15 protein-coding genes and 1 pseudogene are annotated in these 19,357 nt (G+C 67.7%); 6 read left to right on the top strand and 10 right to left on the bottom strand.

Going from position 1 to position 19,357, the window contains the following annotated elements; all coding sequences use genetic code 11:
* Positions 1-789 precede the first annotated feature (789 nt).
* From IT779_RS33685 to IT779_RS33710, 6 genes are all read left to right on the top strand, one after another.
* Positions 790-4,587: a murein biosynthesis integral membrane protein MurJ gene (locus IT779_RS33685; RefSeq protein WP_196153559.1), complete on the top strand. Its 3,798-nt coding sequence runs from the start codon at positions 790-792 to the stop codon at positions 4,585-4,587.
* 305 nt (positions 4,588-4,892) lie between these two features.
* Positions 4,893-5,453: an RNA polymerase sigma factor SigM gene (sigM, locus tag IT779_RS33690; RefSeq protein WP_332839083.1), complete on the top strand. Its 561-nt coding sequence runs from the start codon at positions 4,893-4,895 to the stop codon at positions 5,451-5,453.
* A 133-nt stretch (positions 5,454-5,586) separates the two neighbouring features.
* Positions 5,587-6,366 carry a hypothetical protein gene (locus tag IT779_RS33695; RefSeq protein WP_196153527.1) on the top strand — a complete coding sequence of 260 codons (780 nt, stop codon included), beginning with the start codon at positions 5,587-5,589 and terminating at the stop codon, positions 6,364-6,366.
* A gap of 140 nt (positions 6,367-6,506) precedes the next feature.
* Positions 6,507-7,487 (top strand): thioredoxin-disulfide reductase, encoded by a 981-nt coding sequence (gene trxB, locus IT779_RS33700; protein WP_196153528.1) that lies wholly within the window; start codon positions 6,507-6,509, stop codon positions 7,485-7,487.
* Between the two features lie 47 nt (positions 7,488-7,534).
* Positions 7,535-7,867: a thioredoxin gene (gene trxA / locus IT779_RS33705; RefSeq protein ID WP_196153529.1), complete on the top strand. Its 333-nt coding sequence runs from the start codon at positions 7,535-7,537 to the stop codon at positions 7,865-7,867.
* A gap of 274 nt (positions 7,868-8,141) precedes the next feature.
* Complete coding sequence (locus IT779_RS33710) at positions 8,142-9,338, top strand: N-acetylmuramoyl-L-alanine amidase (protein ID WP_196153530.1); 1,197 nt, start codon at positions 8,142-8,144, stop codon at positions 9,336-9,338.
* Between the two features lie 87 nt (positions 9,339-9,425).
* On the opposite strand, the gene IT779_RS33715 is transcribed toward IT779_RS33710, so the two are convergent.
* The 10 genes and pseudogenes from IT779_RS33715 to rnpA form a co-directional block, all read right to left on the bottom strand.
* Positions 9,426-10,142, bottom strand: coding sequence for a GNAT family N-acetyltransferase (locus tag IT779_RS33715; RefSeq protein ID WP_196153561.1), 717 nt, complete (start codon positions 10,140-10,142; stop codon positions 9,426-9,428).
* A gap of 218 nt (positions 10,143-10,360) precedes the next feature.
* On the bottom strand, positions 10,361-11,377 hold the full coding sequence (locus IT779_RS33720) for a ParB/RepB/Spo0J family partition protein (RefSeq protein ID WP_196153531.1): 1,017 nt from the start codon (positions 11,375-11,377) through the stop codon (positions 10,361-10,363).
* Positions 11,378-11,431: 54 nt separating this feature from the next.
* Positions 11,432-12,394 (bottom strand): ParA family protein, encoded by a 963-nt coding sequence (locus tag IT779_RS33725; RefSeq protein ID WP_408637820.1) that lies wholly within the window; start codon positions 12,392-12,394, stop codon positions 11,432-11,434.
* Positions 12,395-14,000: 1,606 nt separating this feature from the next.
* Complete coding sequence (locus IT779_RS33730) at positions 14,001-14,483, bottom strand: P-loop NTPase family protein (RefSeq protein WP_196153532.1); 483 nt, start codon at positions 14,481-14,483, stop codon at positions 14,001-14,003.
* 174 nt (positions 14,484-14,657) lie between these two features.
* A pseudogene (locus tag IT779_RS33735) lies at positions 14,658-15,148 on the bottom strand (IS110 family transposase); the annotation flags it as partial.
* A 714-nt stretch (positions 15,149-15,862) separates the two neighbouring features.
* The gene (rsmG, locus tag IT779_RS33740) at positions 15,863-16,636 is read right to left on the bottom strand and encodes a 16S rRNA (guanine(527)-N(7))-methyltransferase RsmG (protein ID WP_196153533.1); all 774 of its coding nucleotides are present in this window, start codon (positions 16,634-16,636) and stop codon (positions 15,863-15,865) included.
* Between the two features lie 166 nt (positions 16,637-16,802).
* Positions 16,803-17,354, bottom strand: coding sequence for a Jag family protein (locus IT779_RS33745; protein ID WP_198429231.1), 552 nt, complete (start codon positions 17,352-17,354; stop codon positions 16,803-16,805).
* Positions 17,355-17,464: 110 nt separating this feature from the next.
* Positions 17,465-18,562 carry a membrane protein insertase YidC gene (yidC, locus tag IT779_RS33750; protein WP_196153534.1) on the bottom strand — a complete coding sequence of 366 codons (1,098 nt, stop codon included), beginning with the start codon at positions 18,560-18,562 and terminating at the stop codon, positions 17,465-17,467.
* Between the two features lie 4 nt (positions 18,563-18,566).
* On the bottom strand, positions 18,567-18,929 hold the full coding sequence (yidD, locus tag IT779_RS33755) for a membrane protein insertion efficiency factor YidD (protein WP_196153535.1): 363 nt from the start codon (positions 18,927-18,929) through the stop codon (positions 18,567-18,569).
* Positions 18,926-19,342, bottom strand: a complete 417-nt coding sequence (gene rnpA / locus IT779_RS33760; protein WP_196153536.1) for a ribonuclease P protein component — start codon at positions 19,340-19,342, stop codon at positions 18,926-18,928. Before rnpA ends, yidD begins: the two co-directional genes overlap by 4 nt.
* Between the last annotated feature and the right edge of the window lie 15 nt (positions 19,343-19,357).

The raw sequence follows: 19,357 nt of genomic DNA on the forward strand, positions 1-19,357 counted from the left end.
GGGCAGCCGCCGAACACCCCCCGCGTCAGCCGTCCCGGGCCGCCGCCGCAGGGTCGCCGGGTGCCACCGCCGCCGCGCGGACGACCGCCCGCTTCCGGACCGATGCCCGCGTCGGGTCCCATGCCCGCCCAGTCCGGGCCGATACCCGTCCAGCCGCGGCAGCCGGGCCAGCCACAGCGGCCCGGTCCGCGCCAAGGCGCCGCGCCGTATCCCAACGCGCCGCATCCCAATGGACCGCATCCTGACGCGCCGCATCCGGCTGCCCCGCGTCCCGGCGCGCAACCGCAAGCCGGGCCGCGTCCCGGTCAGCGGGCGTACCCGCCGGGTCCGCCGCCCGGTCAGGGCCGAGTGCGACCACCGCAGCGAGGACAGGGGCAACCGCCAGGGCCGGGGCAACCGCCCATTGGCCGCGAACAGCCACAACCGAATCCGGCCCAACCTAATCCCGGTCAACTGAAACCGGGCCGACCTCAGCCGGGCCATCCCCAAGCGGGGCAGCCGCAACCGGGACAGCCGCAACCGGGACAGGGACGACAGGGTCAGCCGCAGGCCGGTCGCAGGCAGCGGGGGCAAGCACAGCCGGGACCGGCGCAGTCCGCCGCGCCCCAGCACATGCAGGCGCCGCCGAACCGACCGCCCGCCCAACGCTTCGCGTCGCCCCCGAACTACCCCCAACCGCAACCGAATCCCGCGCCGCAGCGCCGCAGGCCGGTCCCGGTCGAGCACGCCGAACCCGCACCGCACCCGCGCGACCGCGAGCAGCCGCAACCCGTGCGCCGAGCGGGGCCGATGGCCGGGCGACCGGTCGCGGTGTCGCCCGCCGACCACACCAGCACCGCCGAGCAGCCCGCGGTGGCCGCACCGGAGGAGAGCGCCAACGCCCGACTGCTGCGGGATTCGGGATCCATCGCCATCGCGACCCTGATCAGCCGCATCACCGGCTTCGGCAAGCAACTGCTGCTGCTCACCGCGCTCGGTCCCGCCATCGCCAGCGCCTACACATCGGCGAGCCTGATCCCGAACATGATCGCCGAACTCGTGCTCGGCGCCGTGCTGACCGCGATCGTGGTGCCGACGCTGGTGCGCGCCGAACAGGAGGACGCCGACGGCGGCGTCGCCTTCGTCCGCAGACTCGTGACCGCCGCGTTCACCGTGCTCCTGGTGTCGACGCTGCTCGCGATGGCGGCGGCGCCGGTGCTGGCGACGCACATCTTCGTGTCCTCCGACGGCAAGGTGAACACCGATCTCACCACCGCCCTGACCTACCTACTCCTGCCCGCGATCATCTTCTACGGCATGTCGGCGCTGCTCACAGCCATCCTGAACACCAGGCAGGCGTTCAAACCGGGCGCATGGGCGCCGGTGCTGAACAATATGGTCGTCCTGGTCGTGCTCGGCCTGTACGCGTTCACGCCGGGGGAGATCACCCTCGACCCGGTGAAGATGAGCGATCCGAAGCTGCTCGTCCTCGGCGGTGGCATCACGCTCGGCGTCATCACCCAGGCCGTCAGCCTGCTGCCCGCGATCCGCAGGTACGGCATCGATCTGCGCCCGCTGTGGGGTGTGGACGCGCGCCTCAAGCAGTTCGGCCGGATGGGCGCGGCGATCATGCTGTACGTCTTCATCAGCCAGGCAGGCGCGATCTTCGCCAACCACATCTCCTCCACCGCCGACGAGGCCGGTCCGGCGATCTACCAGAACGCCTGGCTGCTGCTGCAACTGCCCTACGGCGTCCTCGGCGTCACGCTGCTGACCGCGATCATGCCCCGGCTGAGTCGCAACGCCGCCGCCGACGACACCCCCGCCGTCGTCGACGACCTCTCCGTGGCGACCAGGCTGACCATGATCGCGCTGGTGCCGGTGGTCACCTTCATGACCCTGGCCGGTCCGCAACTCGGCCAGGCGCTGTTCGGCTACGCGCGGTTCGCGGGCGACGCCGAACGGCTCGGCCAGGCGGTGAGCTGGTCGGTGTTCGCGCTGATCCCGTACGCGCTGGTGCTGATCCATCTGCGCGTCTTCTACGCCAGGGAACAGGCATGGACGCCGACCTGGATCATCCTCGGCATCACCGCGATCAAGGTGCTGTTCTCGGCGCTGGCCCCGGTACTGGCCAACAATAGTGACCAAGTCGTGATCATCCTCGGCGTCGCGACCGGACTCGGCTTCACCGTTGGCGCCGTGATCGGCGGATTCCTGCTGCACCGCAGCCTCGGCGACCTGCGGATGGCCAATGTGGGACGCACCGTGACGCGGGTCGTGCTCGCCTCGGCGGCGGGCGGCGCGGTGATGCTGATCGTGAACGCGGTACTCGGCCTGAACCGGCTCTCCGGCGGCATCGCGTCGCTGTTCACCGTGGTGATCTCGGCGATCGTCATGTTCAGCGTCGCGTTCGGACTGATGCGACTCGCCGGTGTGCCCGAGATCGTCGGGCTCACCGTCGCGGTGTCGCGCAGGCTCGGATTCACCCCGCCCGCACCGGATCTCGACCTCGAAGCGCCGGTCGAGGACGTCTATGCGACGCAGGTGTTGCGTCGACCGGACCTGTACGGGTATCCCTCGTTCGACCCGTATATGGACACCCAGACCATGGTGTTGCCCGTGATCAGACCCGATGCCGTTGACAGCACCGGTAAGGGCGAGTTCCCGTACCCTGTTCGGCAGAAGAGCACAAGTGGCGAATTCGCCGGAACTTCGACACATCAGGGCGAAGGAGGACCAAAGGTGAGCGACGACGCGGCGGTGGGCGGCGTCCCAGCCGCCGATTCTTCTGCGGCCGCGTCAGGCGGCCTCTCGACCGATGTCCCGCACGCCGCCGGTCCCAACGCCGCGGTCGGACCGCGCGCCACAGCGCATCCGTCGGCCTCCGACGCCGCGGACCGGTCCGTCGACCCCGGCTCGCCCACGCCGGATCAGAGACCGCCCGAGAGCAGACCCGAGGGTCAGGGGCCAGCGCCCCGCGATCCCATGTACGACACCGGCATGATCCCGATTCCGCAGATGCCGCCGCCGCAGCCTGCGCCGCCGTCCGCGGATCCGGCGAGTCGTCGGGTGCCGCGCGGGCCGAAGCTGATGCCGGGCGCGTCGGTGGCGGGCGGGCGCTACCGTCTGCTCGCCGATCACGGCGGCGCGCGCGGACTCCGGTTCTGGCAGGCGCTCGACATCAAACTCGACCGCGAGGTCGCGCTCACCTTCGTCGACGCCGACCAGAAGGCGACCGAGAACTCCGGTCACGACGGTCCGCAGGCGATCCTGTCGCGCACGCTGCGCCTCGGCCGCATCAACTCGCCAGGTCTGGCCCGCGTGCTCGACGTGGTGCGCGGCAGTTCCGGCGGCATCGTGGTCGCGGAGTGGACGCCGGGCCGCTCGCTGCGCGAGATGGCCGAGACGGTGCCATCGCCGATCGGCGCCGCCCGCGCCATCCGCGCGCTCGCCTCGGCGGCGGAACTGGCCCACCGCGGCGGCGGCTCGCTGTCGATCGACCATCCCGACCGCATCAGGATCAGCGCCTCCGGCGACGCCGTGCTCGCCTTCCCCGGCACGCTCTCCGATGCCGACGCCCAGGCCGACGTGCGCGGTCTCGGCGCGATGCTCTACGCGTTGATCACCGCGCGCTGGCCGATCCGCAGCGGCGGCGTCACCGGGACCGCGGCCACCGTCGGCGGTCTGCGTCTGGCCGATTTCGGTTCCGACGGCACGCCGGTCGAGCCGAGGCAGATCCGTCCCGAGGTGCCGTTCGAGATCTCGGCGGTGGCCGTGCGCTCGCTGGAGTCGAACAAGGGCGTGCGCACGGCGGCCACCGTGCAGCATGTGCTCGAACAGGCGTCGGTGGTCGATCAGAAGACCGATTTCATCCCGGTGCTGCGGCTCGGGCAGCGCCAGCAAGCCGTGAACACCATCGATGAATCCCTCGCCGACCCCGAACTGCTCGCCCAGGAACGGGAACGGTCCCAGCGCATGATGTGGATCATGGTCGGCCTCGGCATCCTGGCCGCGCTCGTGGTCGGCATCGTGATCTGGTGGATGGTCAGCGTTTTCGCGCCCGGCGCCTCGGACGCGCCGCTGGACGAGCAGCGCATCATCGGCCTGACCACCAACAGCACACCCGCGCCAGCACCTGGCGTCGTCTCCACCGCCACGCCGACCGGCGGCATCCCGGTGCCGGTGACCGGCGTCTCGGTGTTCTCCCCGGAGGGCACTCCCGACGGCGCGAGCAACGTGCAGGCGGTGATCGACAACAACGCGAGCACCGCCTGGCGCACCGATCAGTACTTCCAGCAGTTCCCGGCCCTCAAGAAGGGGGTCGGGCTGATGGCGACGCTGCCGAGTCCGGCCAGGCTCACCAATGTCGCGATCACCTCGCCGAGCGCGGGCACCGCCGTGGAGATCCGCACCTCGCCCACCGAAGCGCCGACCCTCGATCAGACCCAGCTGATCGGGTCGGCGAAGCTCGACAACGGCACCACCGAGATCCCGGTGCGCGCCGACGTCTCGGCTCGCTACGTGCTGGTCTGGATCACCGGACTCGGCAATTCGGGCAGCCAGTTCCAGTCGGCCATCGCCGACATCCGTTTCGACGCGGCGCCGTAACCGTACGCGCCCCATTCCCTTTCACGCTCGCGCGACTCCCTCCTCCGCTCTCGCGGTCGGATGCCGCCCGCATTCGGGCAGGTTGCTGCGAATTCGTGCCCTCGATATGATGCCTTGGCGCTCCACAGCAGGGGAGCTTCCCGGGATCTGGTGTCGCGATTTCGGATGCTGCGAAATATTGGGTGCGGACCCGCCGGTCCGTCACTTCGTGAGCGCTGCGCAAGGGGTTTGGCTTGTCGTCCGAGGTGAACGAGGATTCCCGTGGGGGGAAATCGCGGCCGGTCGCGTGCCGCGCGCGCCCGTTCATACCCGACGAACTCAGCGATATCGAACTGCTGCGCGCCCATGTCGGCGGCCAGCGGCACGCGTTCGCCGAAATCCTGCGCAGGCACAACGATCATCTCTGGCAGACCGCGCTGCGCACCTCCTACACCAGGGAGGACGCCGCCGATTCCCTGCAGGACGCGCTGCTGTCCGCGCACCGCACCGCGGGCTCGTTCCGGGCGGAGGCCGAGGTGCGCAGCTGGCTGCACGCGATCGTGGTCAACGCGTGCCTGGATCGCATCCGGCGCAACAAGACTCGGCGCGCGATCTCGCTGTCCCCGGAGACCATGCCCGAGCCCGTCGACGACCGCGACGAATTCGCGGAACTCGAGATGTCGCTGGTGGTCGATCGCGCGCTGTTCTCCTTGCCGCCGGATCAACGGACCGCGCTGGTGGCGATAGATCTGGAGGGGTATAGCGTGGCGGATGCCGCGGCGATGCTGGGGGTGCCGGAGGGGACCATCAAGAGCCGATGCGCGCGCGCCAGACAGCGGCTGCAAGAACGTTTGGAGTTTCTGCGCGATCCGGGGAACCGGAAGTAATCGAGGTGCGTCATTAATAGTGACGACCGACTGAACGATGGAGAAGTAGTGCCCCGGATGTCCCGAACTCCAGGGGTACGCCCGTGGCGCCCGTCTCGGGGTAGCGATGTCGAATGAGAGCGATGGAGGTGCGATGGCGATCCGTTCCATACCGCAGCCTCCGTTCTCGGCGGAGCTCTTGGCCGATCTGCACGCCGGGAACGTGGCTCCCGAGGTGAGTGCCCGCCTATGGACCGTCGTCCACGCGGATTCCGAGGCGAGCGAGTACCTGCAAGGTCTCGACGAGGTGAGCTGCCGCCTGCGCGCCCTCGCCGACGACGACGCGATCCTGCATCCCATGCCGGTCGACGTGGCCGATCGCCTGGAACGCTTCCTCGAAGACCTCGAACCAGCCTCCGATGCGGACGCCTCAACGGGTTCCGCGCATCCGCGGCCCGTCGACGCCGCCGCGGGTCCGGCCGCCAACGGGTCGGCGCCGGTGGTCGAGCTGCGCGCGCGGCGCGGAACCCGGCTGCGGTGGTTGGCGGCGGCCGCGGCGGTCCTCGCCGTGGTCGCGGGCGCGGGTGTCACTGCCCGGCTGCTGAGCACCGACGACACCCCGCCCACCGCGCAGCCGCCGACCACCGGCGACGACAGGATCGGTGACGACCTGACGGTCACGGCGGCGCTGGCGGCACTCGGCCGCAACGATGTCAGCGGCCCGCTCGCCAACCGGACCGCCCTCACGAACTGTGTGCACGCGGCGGGCCTGGATCGGCCCGTCCTCGGCTCGACCGACATGACCTACCAGGGCTCGCGCGCGGTGTTGATCCTGCTGGCGGGCCCGAGGACGCCGAAGATCACCGCGTTGGTCGTCGGCCCAGGATGCGGCGCGGGCGACCCGCAGGTCCGCAAGATCACCGATATCGGCTGACCTTCGGGGCGCCACCGTCCGCGTGGTGATACAGATCTCGGTGCGCACCGGGACCGACCGGTGGGGGTCATCATGGGAACAAGGCCGTTTACGCTGTTGTTGACCCCCATGTTCCCCAGCTTTCACCTTGGAAGGGCCTCATGAGCACGCCAGTTCGCGACCTCATCATCGTCGGCTCCGGACCCGCAGGCTATACCGCCGCCGTCTACGCCGCGCGCGCGGAGCTTCAGCCTCTGCTGTTCGAGGGCACCCAATTCGGCGGCGCGCTGATGACCACAACGGAGGTCGAGAACTTCCCCGGATTCCGCGCGGGCATCATGGGCCCCGACCTCATGGAGGAGATGCGCGAGCAGGCCAAGCGTTTCGGCGCCGACATCCGCACCGAGGACGTCGACGCGATCGACCTGTCCGGCACCGTGAAGACGGTCACCGTCGGCGGCGAGACCTACAGCGCCCACGCCGTCATCCTCGCCATGGGCTCGGCCGCACGCTATCTCGGCGTACCCGGTGAGCAGGAGTTGCTCGGGCGCGGCGTCAGCGCCTGTGCCACCTGTGACGGCTTCTTCTTCAAGGGCCAGGACATCGTGGTCGTCGGCGGCGGCGACTCGGCGATGGAGGAGGCCACCTTCCTCACCAAGTTCGCCTCGAAGGTCACCATCGTGCACCGCCGCGAGGAGTTCCGCGCCTCCCGCATCATGCTCGAGCGCGCCAAGGCCAACGAGAAGATCGAATTCCGGCTCAACGCCGAGGTCGCGAAGGTGAACGGCGATTCGAGCGTCACCGGTCTCACGCTGCGCGACACCCGCACCGGCGAGGAGTCCGAACTGGCCGCCACCGGGCTGTTCGTCGCCATCGGACACGATCCGCGCAGCGAATTGGTCAAGGGCCAGGTCGAACTCGACGGCGAAGGCTACGTCCAGGTGCTGCACCCCTCCACCGCCACCGCCGTCGCGGGCGTCTTCGCCGCGGGCGACCTGGTCGATCACACCTACCGCCAGGCCATCACCGCCGCCGGAACCGGCTGCCGCGCCGCAATCGACGCCGAGCGCTGGCTGGCCGATCGCGGCGACATCTCCGCCAACACGATCGACCACGCGGGCGAACCCGTCGCGCAGGCCTGACGAGCCGAATCCGTCGTCGAAGTTCCATCACCGCAAGGAGTACAACCATGTCCGAGAGCGCCAACACGGTCACCGTGACCGACGCCACCTTCACCGACGACGTGCTGATGAGCGAGAAGCCGGTGCTCGTCGACTTCTGGGCCACCTGGTGCGGTCCATGCAAGATGGTCGCCCCGGTGCTCGAGGAGATCGCGGGCGCGCACGCCGACAAGCTGACCGTCGCCAAACTGGACGTGGACGCGAACCCGGATACCGCCCGCGATTACAAGATCCTGTCGCTTCCCACTATGCTGCTGTTCTCCGGTGGAAAGCCGGTGAAGCAAATCGTCGGTGCCAAGGGCAAAGCCGCCCTGCTGAGCGAACTAGAGGATGTCCTCTGACACGGCGGCCGATGCCGTTGTGAAATCGAGTCTCCAAAGAACGCCGTCGGTCCGACGACGCGCCGTACGATTCCTGCACCCCGGTAATTGTCTGATTCCGGGTCAGGTCTGAGACAATCGACCACGCGCCGTGAACGACGGGCCGGAGGTGGTGGCCTGCGTACCAACGCAGGCCCCGCGAACGGCGCGGTTCGAACACAGCTCCGGTCGCGCGAAGGTGTATCCCAACGCATGAGTGGGTACCCGGATGGACGGAAGGAAAGGGCTCTCACGCATGCACCGACTTCGTCACGGCGATTCCGGTCCAGCCGTCGCAGAGGTTCGGAGCACCCTGGCAAGTCTCGGGTTCCTCCACGCGCACGCGGTCGGCAACGACCAGTCCGATGCGCGCGAGTACTGGAAAGATACCGAAGCCTCCTTCGATCATCCGCTGGATTCGGCTGTCCGCGCGTTCCAGCAGCATCGCGGACTACTCGTCGACGGTGTCGTCGGCCCGGCCACCTACCGGGCACTCAAGGAGGCGTCGTACCGCCTCGGCGCGCGGACGCTGATCTATCAGCTCTCGGCGCCGCTCTACGGCGACGACGTGGCGACGCTGCAACGCAGACTGCAAGATCTAGGCTTCTACGTCCACCGGGTGGACGGCTACTTCGGCCCACACACCCACGAGGGCCTCACCGCCTTCCAACGCGAAATCGGGCTCGCCGCCGACGGCATCTGCGGTCCCGACACGCTGCGCTCGCTGGAACTGTTGGGCGCGCGGGTCACCGGCGGCAATCCGCACCGGATCGCGGAGGAAGAGGTCGTGCACCGCGCGGGTCCGCAGCTCACCGGTAAGCGGATCGTCATCGATCCCGGCCTCGGCGGTCCCGACAAGGGCTATTCGGTGCCCAGCGAATTCGGTGACGTCTACGAATCCGAGATCCTGTGGGATCTCGCGAGCCGCCTGGAGGGCCGGATGGCCGCCACCGGCATGGAGACGTTCCTGTCGCGGCCGTGGGGCGCCAATCCCACCGACGCCGAACGCGCGGAAACCTCCAACGCGTTCGACGCCGATCTGATGATCTCGCTGCGTTGCGCCACCAATCCGAGTCCGCTCGCCAACGGCGTCGCCGGATTCCACTTCGGCAACTCGCACGGGTCGGTCTCGATGATCGGCCAGGTGCTCGCGGGCTTCATCCAGCGCGAAGTGGTGGCCAGGACTTCGCTGCAGGACTGCCGGACCCATTCACGCACCTGGGATCTGCTGCGGCTCACCAAGATGCCGACGGTGCAGGTGGATATCGGCTACCTCACCAACACCTACGACGCTTCCATCCTCACGAATCCGCGGATGCGCGATGTGATCGCCGAGGCCATCCTCATTTCGGTCAAGCGGCTCTACCTGCTCGGGCAGGACGACCAGCCCACCGGCACGTACACCTTCGCCGAACTGCTGGCCGAGGAACTCGCCGCCGCCGATCGGATCTGAACGAGTACTTCACCGGATACGGTGCGCCCCCGCCGACTTCGAGTCGACGGGGGCGCATCGGCATTCGTGCCTGCTGTCGAACGCCGATCAGACGCCGATGCGGGTCGGCGCGGTGAGCGCGGCGGCGGCCAGCAACTGATCGAGGGCGCGTTCGACGTCTTCCTTCCACCCGTGATCGGAGTTCAATTCCAACCGCAGGCGCGGGAAGCGGTGGTGCGCGGCGACGACCTCGAATCCGACGTCCTCGAGGAAATCCGCGTCGATCATGCAGGTTTCGGGCGCGCATTCCGAGGAACGGACACCGCGCGCGGGCGCGCCGATACGTTCCATCAGCCGCATCGAGCCGACCGTGCGATCCGACATGGCCTTGGTCGGCGGATCGTTGCGAATGCCGAAGGCCTCCAAGGCGCGCACACCGCGGCGCACCAGATCGGCCACGACGGCCTGCACGAGGCGATGCGCGACATCACCGTCCCGATGCGGGAATTCGGAACTCAGCGTGGTCAGCAGCACCGCGTCCGGACTGACGGGGGAGGTGGGGAACAGTGCCGCACGTGGCACCACGCTGGGCGGCGAGTACAGCGCGCAGCCCGCCACCTTGCCGTCCACGTTCGCCACCTGGCCGCAGGAACCCCATTCCAGCATGACCGTGGACAGCCACGCCTCTTTCTCGAAGACCGGATCGCTGAACTCCCGCGAATCCGCGGCGACCGCCGGATCGATCTCCCAGAACACGCAGCGGCGGGTGTGCGCCGGCAGTTGGTCGAGTCCGCCGAGGGTAAGTGCTGTGACGCTGGTCGACACCGCTCTGCTCAGCCTCCAGCTTTCCGATTCTTCGATCACGTCGCATCACTGTGTTCTCGCCAGCAAGAATAAGCGATCAACGAACCCTGCCTCATTCCACGTCGCTGTGCTGTTGGTTAGGAGCCCCCCGCGCGCGTCGCGGACCGCGAATCAGCACGCCGTCACAGTGACGTTTCAGCGTGGTGCCGCCGGTCACCGGGCGCACGGGGCAATATTCACTACATGCCGAGCTTCTGCTGCTCCATCAAACCCACGATGCGCTCCAGATCCTCCACCGAGCCGAACTCGACGACGATCTTGCCCTTGCGCTTACCCAAACTCACCGTGACCTTCGTATCGAAGGACTCCGACAAACGCTCGGCCACATCCTGAAGTCCCGGCATATGAATCGGCTTGCGCCGCGGCGCCGGGGGAGTGGCGGCATCGGGATCACGGTTCGACAGCGTGACCGCTTCCTCCGTCGCGCGCACCGACAGGCCCTCCGCGACGATCCGCGCCGCCAATACTTCCTGTGCGTCGGCGCCCGCCTCCAGGCCGAGCAGCGCCCGCGCGTGTCCCGCCGACAACACCCCGGCGGCCACCCGCCGCTGCACCGGAATCGGCAGCTTCAGCAGGCGGATCATATTCGTGACCACCGGACGCGAACGTCCGATCCGGGAAGCCAACTCCTCGTGGGTGACGTCGAACTCCTCCAGCAACTGCTGGTAGGCCGCCGCCTCCTCCAACGGGTTGAGTTGCACGCGATGGATATTCTCCAACAGCGCGTCCCGCAGCATCGATCCGTCCGCGGTCTCGCGAATGATGGCCGGAATCGCATCGAGTCCCGCCTCCTGGCAGGCCCGCCAGCGCCGCTCACCCATCACCAACTGGTAGCGGTCGCCACCCGGCTCCAGCCGCCGCACGACAATCGGCTGCATCAAGCCGAACTCGCGGATGGAGTGCACGAGCTCGGCCAGCGCCTCCTCCTCGAAGACCTGCCGCGGCTGCTTCGGATTCGGCTGGATCAGATCCGGCGCGATCTCGCGATAGATCGCGCCACCCTCCGCGAGATCCGCGGACTCCACCTCCGGATCCGGGACCGGATGCAGACGAGCCGAAGCCGGTTGCGGACCGACCGGATCCAACCCGACCGCGACACTCGCCGCAGCGCCGCCGAGCCCGGCGGTGGGCGGCGGGCCCGTCGGGATCAACGCCGCCAGCCCGCGCCCAAGTCCGCCCTTCTTCGCCTGACTCATCGGCCTACCGATCCCTTCTCTCTCAGCCACCAGATACCCACAACCCGGTTGGCGCTATGCGCCGTCGGCGACCTGTTGAACCGCCGCTTGCCGACTTACCGCCCGCTGCGCCATTTCCCGACCGGCATCCAGGTAGCTCATCGCGCCCCGAGAGCCTGGATCATAATCGAGGACCGTCATTCCGTAACCGGGCGCCTCGCTGACCTTCACACTGCGCGGGATCACCGAGCGCAGCACCACATCACCGAAGTGGCCGCGGACCTCCTCCGCGACCTGATCGGCGAGTTTGGTCCGGCCGTCGTACATCGTGAGAATCACGGTCGACACGTGCAATTCGGGATTCAGATGCGCCTGCACCAAGCCGATATTGCGGAGCAGCTGGCCGACACCCTCCAGCGCGTAGTACTCGCACTGGATCGGGATCAGCACCTCCTTGGCCGCGACCATCGCATTGACCGTCAGCAGACCGAGCGAAGGGGGGCAGTCGATCATCACGTAGTCGATGTCGTAGCCGGCGATATTCGCCTCCTGGATGGCCGCCTTGAGACGCCCCTCCCGAGCCACCATCGACACCAATTCGATCTCCGCACCGGCCAGGTCGATGGTGGCCGGGATGCACAGCAGCCGCTCATTGTGCGGACTCGTCTGGATAGCGTCCTTGACCGACACCTCGCCGATCAGCAACTCATAGCTGGAGGGGATACCCGAGTGATGGTCGATACCGAGCGCCGTGCTCGCGTTTCCCTGCGGATCGAGATCGATAACAAGAACCGTCATCCCTTGGTGCGCGAGGGCAGCCGCTAGATTCACAGCGGTCGTCGTCTTCCCGACGCCACCCTTCTGATTCGCGATCGTGATGATGCGCTGCTCGTGGGGTTTGGGCACTGTCACCTTTCCTGGATGCAAAATCTGGCTGGCGCGATGCGCTTCGGCCGCGATCGGGGTCTCACTGGGAGAGATGTGACCGAACGGTGTGGTTCCGAAAGCGTCGGTATCGAGGTTGCTGGCATCCAGCATCCCCGGTACGCGCGACATGGTTTCCCGTGAAACATTCGCCGGACCGCTAGACATTGACCGCTCCTAACGCGAGAACTCAGATCACGGGCGATCGACAGCGCGACGCCGTGTCTTCAACAGCTGTGTCGGATCAACACGATGCTCGATCGGGGACCGCGGAGCCGACCGACCGAGCAGAGCCCGCGCCGCTGTGTGACGCACTATGTCACCCACATCCTCCGTGGCACCTACGCTCACGCCCGACCCTCCATAGCTTGCCAGCACCGAGCGCGATTAGAAAGCTGAATCGCGGTGACGCGCAAAGGACACGCCAATGTTGCGCCGAATACACGCCAGAGCCCCCATGTTTCACATGAAACATGAGAAGCGGCGCCCCATCGACACGCCCACCCGCAGACCCACCGACCCGCAACGCCACTCGCCCACCACGACACTGACACGACATCCAGGCATCTCGGCATCAGAATGATTCATCACTGTGACGCAATTGCCCCGAGGTTGGGTGCCACCAGAACTCAAACGCCAGCAGCCAAGTTCGCACAGACACCCCGCATGCAACGAAACGACAGGCCAGCCTTGCGCATACACGTAGACCCGCCACCCTCACGTTGTTTCCCGTGAAACATCGCCGCCACCGAAGGGGTCGATACAGCACAGTTCCCGCAGTGCCACACAAAACGGTTCGCCACGAGACCAGCCCGCGCCACGCCACGTGCACCGCCGCACCTACCGCACGAAATACTCGCTAGTGCACTGCGGAACCCGAGCGCCTAGCCAACCCCCGCGAAGTCGAATGTCGAATCCCTCACCGGCAATTCCCGCAGCCACGCCAATGACGTTCTGATGGACCACCGGCACGTGCCGTCGGTTCCACACGACCCGATGCGACCCGATGCGATCGATTCGACGCGGCGCAGGTACGCAGCGGTACGGAGCGATCCGGGAGCCGGGTGCGAAGCGGGAACCGGGTGCGATGCGATGGGGAGCGAGTGCGGGGTGCAGTGCCAGTGCCAGAGCAGCGCGGTGCGATGTAGTGCGATATGGACAGATGCGACGCAGCTCGGCTGGTGTCGGGGCAGCTAGTCCTTGGCCCGGCTCAGCGTGTCTAGGTGAGACGCGGCTCGGTTCTACGCGACGCGAGACCCAGCGCGGGCCGACGCGATGTGACGCGACGCCCTGCTATGCGATCGATTCGACGCGGCGCGGGTTCGGAGCGGAGCGAGAACTAGTGCGGCGCGCGGGATCGGCGCGACGACATGCGATGCGGTATGGAGCGGAGCGAGAACTAGTGCGGAGCGAGAACTAGTGCGGAGCGAGAACTAGTGCGGAGCGAGTGCGGGCGCGGGTGCGGGCGCGGGTGCGGGCGCGGGCGCGGGTGCGGGTGCGAGTGCGGGCGCGGCGCGGGCGCGGGTGCGAGTGCGGGCGCGGCGCAGGTGCGAGTGCGGGCGCGGGTGCGGGCGCGAGTGCGAGTGCGAGTGCGGGCGCGAGTGCGGGCGCGGGCGCGAGTGCGAGTGCGGGCGCGGGCGCGAGTGCGAGTGCGAGTGCGGGCGCGGCGCAGGTGCGAGTGCGGCGCAGGTGGTGTGTGTGGGTGTCCCTATGGTTCCTTTCAAGATGTCCGGTCGTGGCCGTACTCGACTCTGGCCAGCAGGTTCTCGACCTCGTGGGGTGTTTTGAGGATGTAGGTGTCTGCGTGGCGTGCGCGGTTGGCGATTGCGACCATGATCAATGGAAGGCTGTGGCGCCGGTAGCCGATCACCCAGCGCCAGAACGCCATGTTCTCGCGTGAGCGGCGTAGGGCGCGCCAAGCGCATCGCCAGAGTGGGAAGTCGAGCACGATGATCGTGTCGGCTGCCTGTAGCCGGACGTCGAGCGCGTCGTAGGGGCCGAGGTCGCCGTCGAGTATCCATGCGGGCTCGGTGACGAGCCGGCGCTGGATCTGGGTCCACTGGTCTTCGGGAAGTGGAGTGAGGTCCGGCGGCCAGAAGTGTTTGTCGAGTTCGACGACCGGTAGTGCTATGGCCGCGCCGAGCCGGGCGGCGAGGTTCGATTTGCCTGCGCCGCCGCGCCCGAGGATGACGACCTTGTTCATGCTGCCTCCGTGCGTGTGTCGGGGATCGATGCCCGGTAGGGCTCGCCCTTCTCGAGCATGGCGTAGATGACGTCGCAGCGGCGGCGAGCCAGACAGATGAGGGCGGCGTTGCGTTTCTTGCCATCGGCTCGTTTGCGGTCGTGAGTAGGCGCGGCTGGCCGGGTCGTGCAGAGCCGCTGGGTGGATGCTGGTCAGCAGGCCACGGATGCGGTTGATGGTGCGGGTCGCTTCGCCGGCGAGGTCGTCGTCGTAGCCGACGAGGACCCGAGCTCGGTGAGGGTGTCGTCACCGGTATCCACGCGGCGCAGCGCGTGCGACATGGTGCGCGCGGCGTCGGCGATGATGAACGCGTCGCGGGCATCGGTCTTCGCTTGTCCGGGGTAGAGATCGGCGATGCGGCGCATCCCCGATCCAGGCAGGTAGGCGACGTCGTGCCCGCAGGCCCGCGCGACCGCGACCGGCAGCGCGCCGATCGTGTTGGGCTGATCGACCACGATCAGCAGCGGTCCGTGAGCGGCGAGACGGTCGAATACCGCCCGCAGTTTGGATTCGTCGTTGGGCAGGGCCTTATCGTGCACGCGCTTCCCGGCGGCGGTCAGGCCGACCGCGTGGTGCTCGCCCTTGCCGACGTCCACGCCGCAGAACACGGCGTATGGCTGTGTCACTTCGCATTTCCTCGCGCTGAGATCGTACGGCCGCCGATCCGGCGTCGAGGCCACGCACCCACGTTACGAAGAGACTTGTGATCGGCCCGGTCCTTATCAGCGGTACATCGACGCCACCAGGACCCGGCGACACCACCCCCGGATCATGCGAGAGACAGGGGCAAGAAGTCATACCGGGCCTGGCGACCGTAGCCCTGGTTCAGGGCTACGAAGAAGGTAACGGGGGAGCGGTGCGGTGCCGAGCGGAACGGAGCGAGAACTAGTGCGGCGCGGGTGCAGGGTGGGAGCGGTGCGCGACGCCGTGCGGAGCGGAGCGATGTGGACAGATGCGACGCAGCTCGGCTCGTGTCTGCGCGGCCTGTCTGCGCGGCCGTGACGGTCGGCTTAGCTCAGTTCGGCTGGCTCGACGCGGGTAGGTGCGACGCGTGTTGTGCAGCGCCGAGCTGCACCGAGCCTCAGGGCACGCACCGAGTTCGTCGAGTCCAGTGGATGTGAGCTGAGGCGAGTTGAGCTTGCACTGGGCAGGGTCGCATTTTGCTGTCAAGCCGGACGGTGTCCCGGGTGGTGGATCAGATCGATGCGGTGTGCGCGACTTCGAGGGGGCCGACTCGGCTCGGTGCGATCTGGGTAGGGGAGTGGGGCAGCGGATTATGTCTCTCGCTGCTCCGTATCGGGTTCATGTTTCACGGGAAACATGAACCCGATGGGAGACAGTCAGCCGCGGGCTCCGCGAGATCGGGCAGCGCTGCCCTTGCCGGACTTCACTCGGCGGATGGCCCCACCTTCGGAGCGGCGGGAGGGGCGTTCGGCGCGGGGAAGGCGTTCGGCGCTGATTACGACGGTGGGGGTGGAGACGAGGGTGACGCCGCAGCGGAGGATCTCGGCGTTGCCTGCGCCGATCTTCGTTAGCGCGTCGGCGTCGCGTTCCAGTTCCTCGACGGCACTGATCCCCTTCAGGGCGAGCATTCGTCCGTGGTCATGGAGTAGGGGAATCGACCACTGGGCGAGCTTGGCGAGGGGGGCGACGGCTCGGGAGGTGACCACGTCCGCGCCGCCGGCTTCCTTCAGGACTCCGGATTGTTCAGCGCGACCGCGCACCACGATGATCTCCAGTCCAGCCGCGTCGATGAAATCGCTCAGGAAGAGGGTGCGGCGCAGGAGCGGTTCGACGAGGGTGATGCGGAGGTCGGGGCGGGCGATGGCGAGGGGGATGCCGGGCAGTCCGGCGCCGCTGCCGACATCGACGACGCTCGCTCCTTCCGGGATGAGTTCCCCGACGACGGCACAATTGAGAATGTGGCGATCCCACAGGCGCGGCACCTCGCGCGGCCCGATGAGTCCGCGCTCGACTCCGGCGCCCGCTAGTTCGGCGCAATATCGCCGCGCGATCTCCAAGCGGTCGCCGAAGATCGCGGCGGCCGCGGCGGGCGGCTCCAGCTCGGCAGGTAATGCGGCACTTCCGCCGAGGTCTCGTTCCACGTGAAACATCCCTTTCCGAACTCGAGCTTCATTGGTAGGAGCACCCCTGCACCCGGCGGGGGAGGGGAGTGCGAACCGGATACGGAGAAGGCCCCCGGTCCGAAGACCAGAGGCCCATCCAATCATTCCCGTCAGTGTGACGAAACACGCCGCACCCCCGGGAAGTCATCCGGAATCAAGCGGGAACGACCACCACGTGGCGGTTCGGCTCCACGCCTTCACTCTCACTGCTGACACCATCCACGGAAGCCACCGCATCGTGGACGATCTTGCGTTCGAACGGCGTCATGGGGGCGAGCGGTTCGGCCGCACCGGAGTCGAGTACCCGCTGCGCCGCGGCGGTGCCGAGGGCGCTCAACTCCTCGCGCCGCTTGGCACGCCAGCCCGCGACATCGAGCATGAGCCGACTGCGCACCCCGGTGGCCTGCTGCACCGCGAGCCGGGTCAGCTCCTGCAGAGCGTCGAGCACCTCACCGTTGCGGCCGACCAGCTTCGACAGATCCCGTCCGCCGTCGATACTGACGACGGCGCGATCACCCTCGACATCCAGATCGATATCACCGTCGAAATCCAGAACATCGAGTAACTGCTCGAGGTAGTCGCCCGCGAGCTCTCCCTCTTCGATCAGCGCTTCCTCGGCGTCGTTCGCGACTTCGTCGGGTTCGGCCCCGGCGTTCACGCTCGTCGTCGCCACAGCGGCGTCCCCTCCGTCGGTCTCAACAGTCATTTGATTTCCTTCATCTGCTCATCACGCACGCCTGACGATCGCCGCCGGGTGAACGCGATCAGGGGGTTGCTCAGGATATCGGCCCGACGCGGGGCCGCACGATCATGCGTTCAGCGCCGCCGCTTCTGGTTGGCACGTCCACGGTTGCCGGAACGCTTCTGGTTTCCGGGCCTGCGCTGTCCGGAACCGCGGCTACCGTTCTTCGCGACGCCGTTGGTGGACGACGGGTTCTCCACCGCATCCGACACGGTCTCGGCATCGCTCGCGGGCTCGGGCGTGGCGGGCTTCTTCTTCGTGCTCACCGGTTTGGCCCCCGGTTTCGGAGCGTTCTGCGCGCGCTGCTCGAGCTTGGCCTGCTTCTTCTCCTCCTCTTCCTTGGCCATCCGGCCGAAGACGAGGTGCTGCTGACCGTAGGTCCAGATGTTGTTGGACACCCAGTAGAGCAGGATGGCGATCGGTAGGAACGGACCACCGACGAGCACGCCGAGCGGGAACACCCAGAGCGCGAGCTTGTTCATCAGGGCGGCCTGCGGATTGGCCGCGGCTTCCGGGGTCTGCCGCTGCACGGAGGCGCGCGCGTTGAAGTGGGTGGCCAGACCGGCGATCACCATCAGCGGAATCGCGACGAGGGCGATGCTGAGTTTGGACGGGATGCCGCCGTAGTCCGCGAACGCCTGCAATTCGGCGGTGGGGGTGGTGATGAAGGCCGAGATCGGCGCGCCGAAGATGCGGGCGCTGAGGAAGGACTGGACGTCGGCCGCGTTGAAGACGTAGTTCGGGGTCATGGCGTTCTGCTCGGGCGACATGCCGAGCTGGCCGAAGCCGTGACCGGTGCGGTTGAACGAGCGCAGCACATGGAACAGACCGAGGAAGACCGGCACCTGGGCCAGCATCGGCAGGCAGCCCATGAGCGGGTTGAAGCCGTGCTCCTTCTGGAGTTTCTGCATCTCCAGCGCCAACTTCTGGCGGTCGTTCTTGTACTTCTTCTGCAGCTCCTTGATCTGGGGCTGCAATTCCTGCATCTGTTTGGTGGTGCGCACCTGCCGCACGAACGGCTTGTAGAGCAGCACACGCAGCGAGAAGACCAGGAACACCACGGCCAGCGCCCATGCCAGGCCGTGGTCGGGTCCGAGGCCGGGGATGGCCGCGAAGACTCGGTGCCAGAACCACAGGATCCAGGACACCGGGTAATAGATGAAGTCGAGCACGGCTCTATGCACTCCCGTCGTTCGTATCGCCGATCACCGCGGGCGGTGATCCTTTACAAGCGTGTGGCGCCGACTCGGCAGGGTCGGCGACTGCCTCGTGCCCGGTGCGACTGCGTCGCTCAGGTACGGGGTCCCACCCACCAGGGTGCCAGGGCGCGCATTTGGCCAATCGCACGACCGTCAATCCGAGGCCGACGAACAGCCCTCGGGTGCGCAGCGCGGTGACGGCGTATTCACTGCAGGTCGGGGTGAATCGGCAGACCGGCATGCGCGTGGGGGAGACGTAGGTCCGGTACAGCTCGATCAGAAAGACTAGTGCCCGCGCCGGTAGTCGACCGGCGGACGCGACCGCGCCGCGCGCATTCACGCCGGATCACCCACCGCGCGTACCGCGGGCCGGGTCTCGAGTTTGCGTAACGCGCCGCGGATCTGGCGGAGCAGTTCGTCGGCGTCGGCATCGGCGGCGCCGGGGAGCGCGCGGATCACGATGTCGGTGTCGGCGGGCAGGTCCGGGACCACCCTCGCGCACATATGACGCAGGCGGCGGGCTACCCGGTGTCGTATCACCGCGGAGCCCACCGCCTTGCTGACAATCAATCCGAACCTCGGCCCGCCGATGCGGATCGCCGGTTCACTGTTTCGTCCACTCGTGCCTTCGACCCGGCCGTCATCGTGCCGCAGCGCGTGCACGACCAGGTCTCGCCTCCCGATTCGCTGGCCGCGGCGCACCGTCCGGGAGAAGTCGGCACGATGATGCAACCGATACGGCTCAGGCAACACCCGAGCGTCCGAATG

This window comes from Nocardia bovistercoris (assembly GCF_015674855.1).
GTDB classification, from domain to species: Bacteria; Actinomycetota; Actinomycetes; order Mycobacteriales; family Mycobacteriaceae; genus Nocardia; species Nocardia bovistercoris.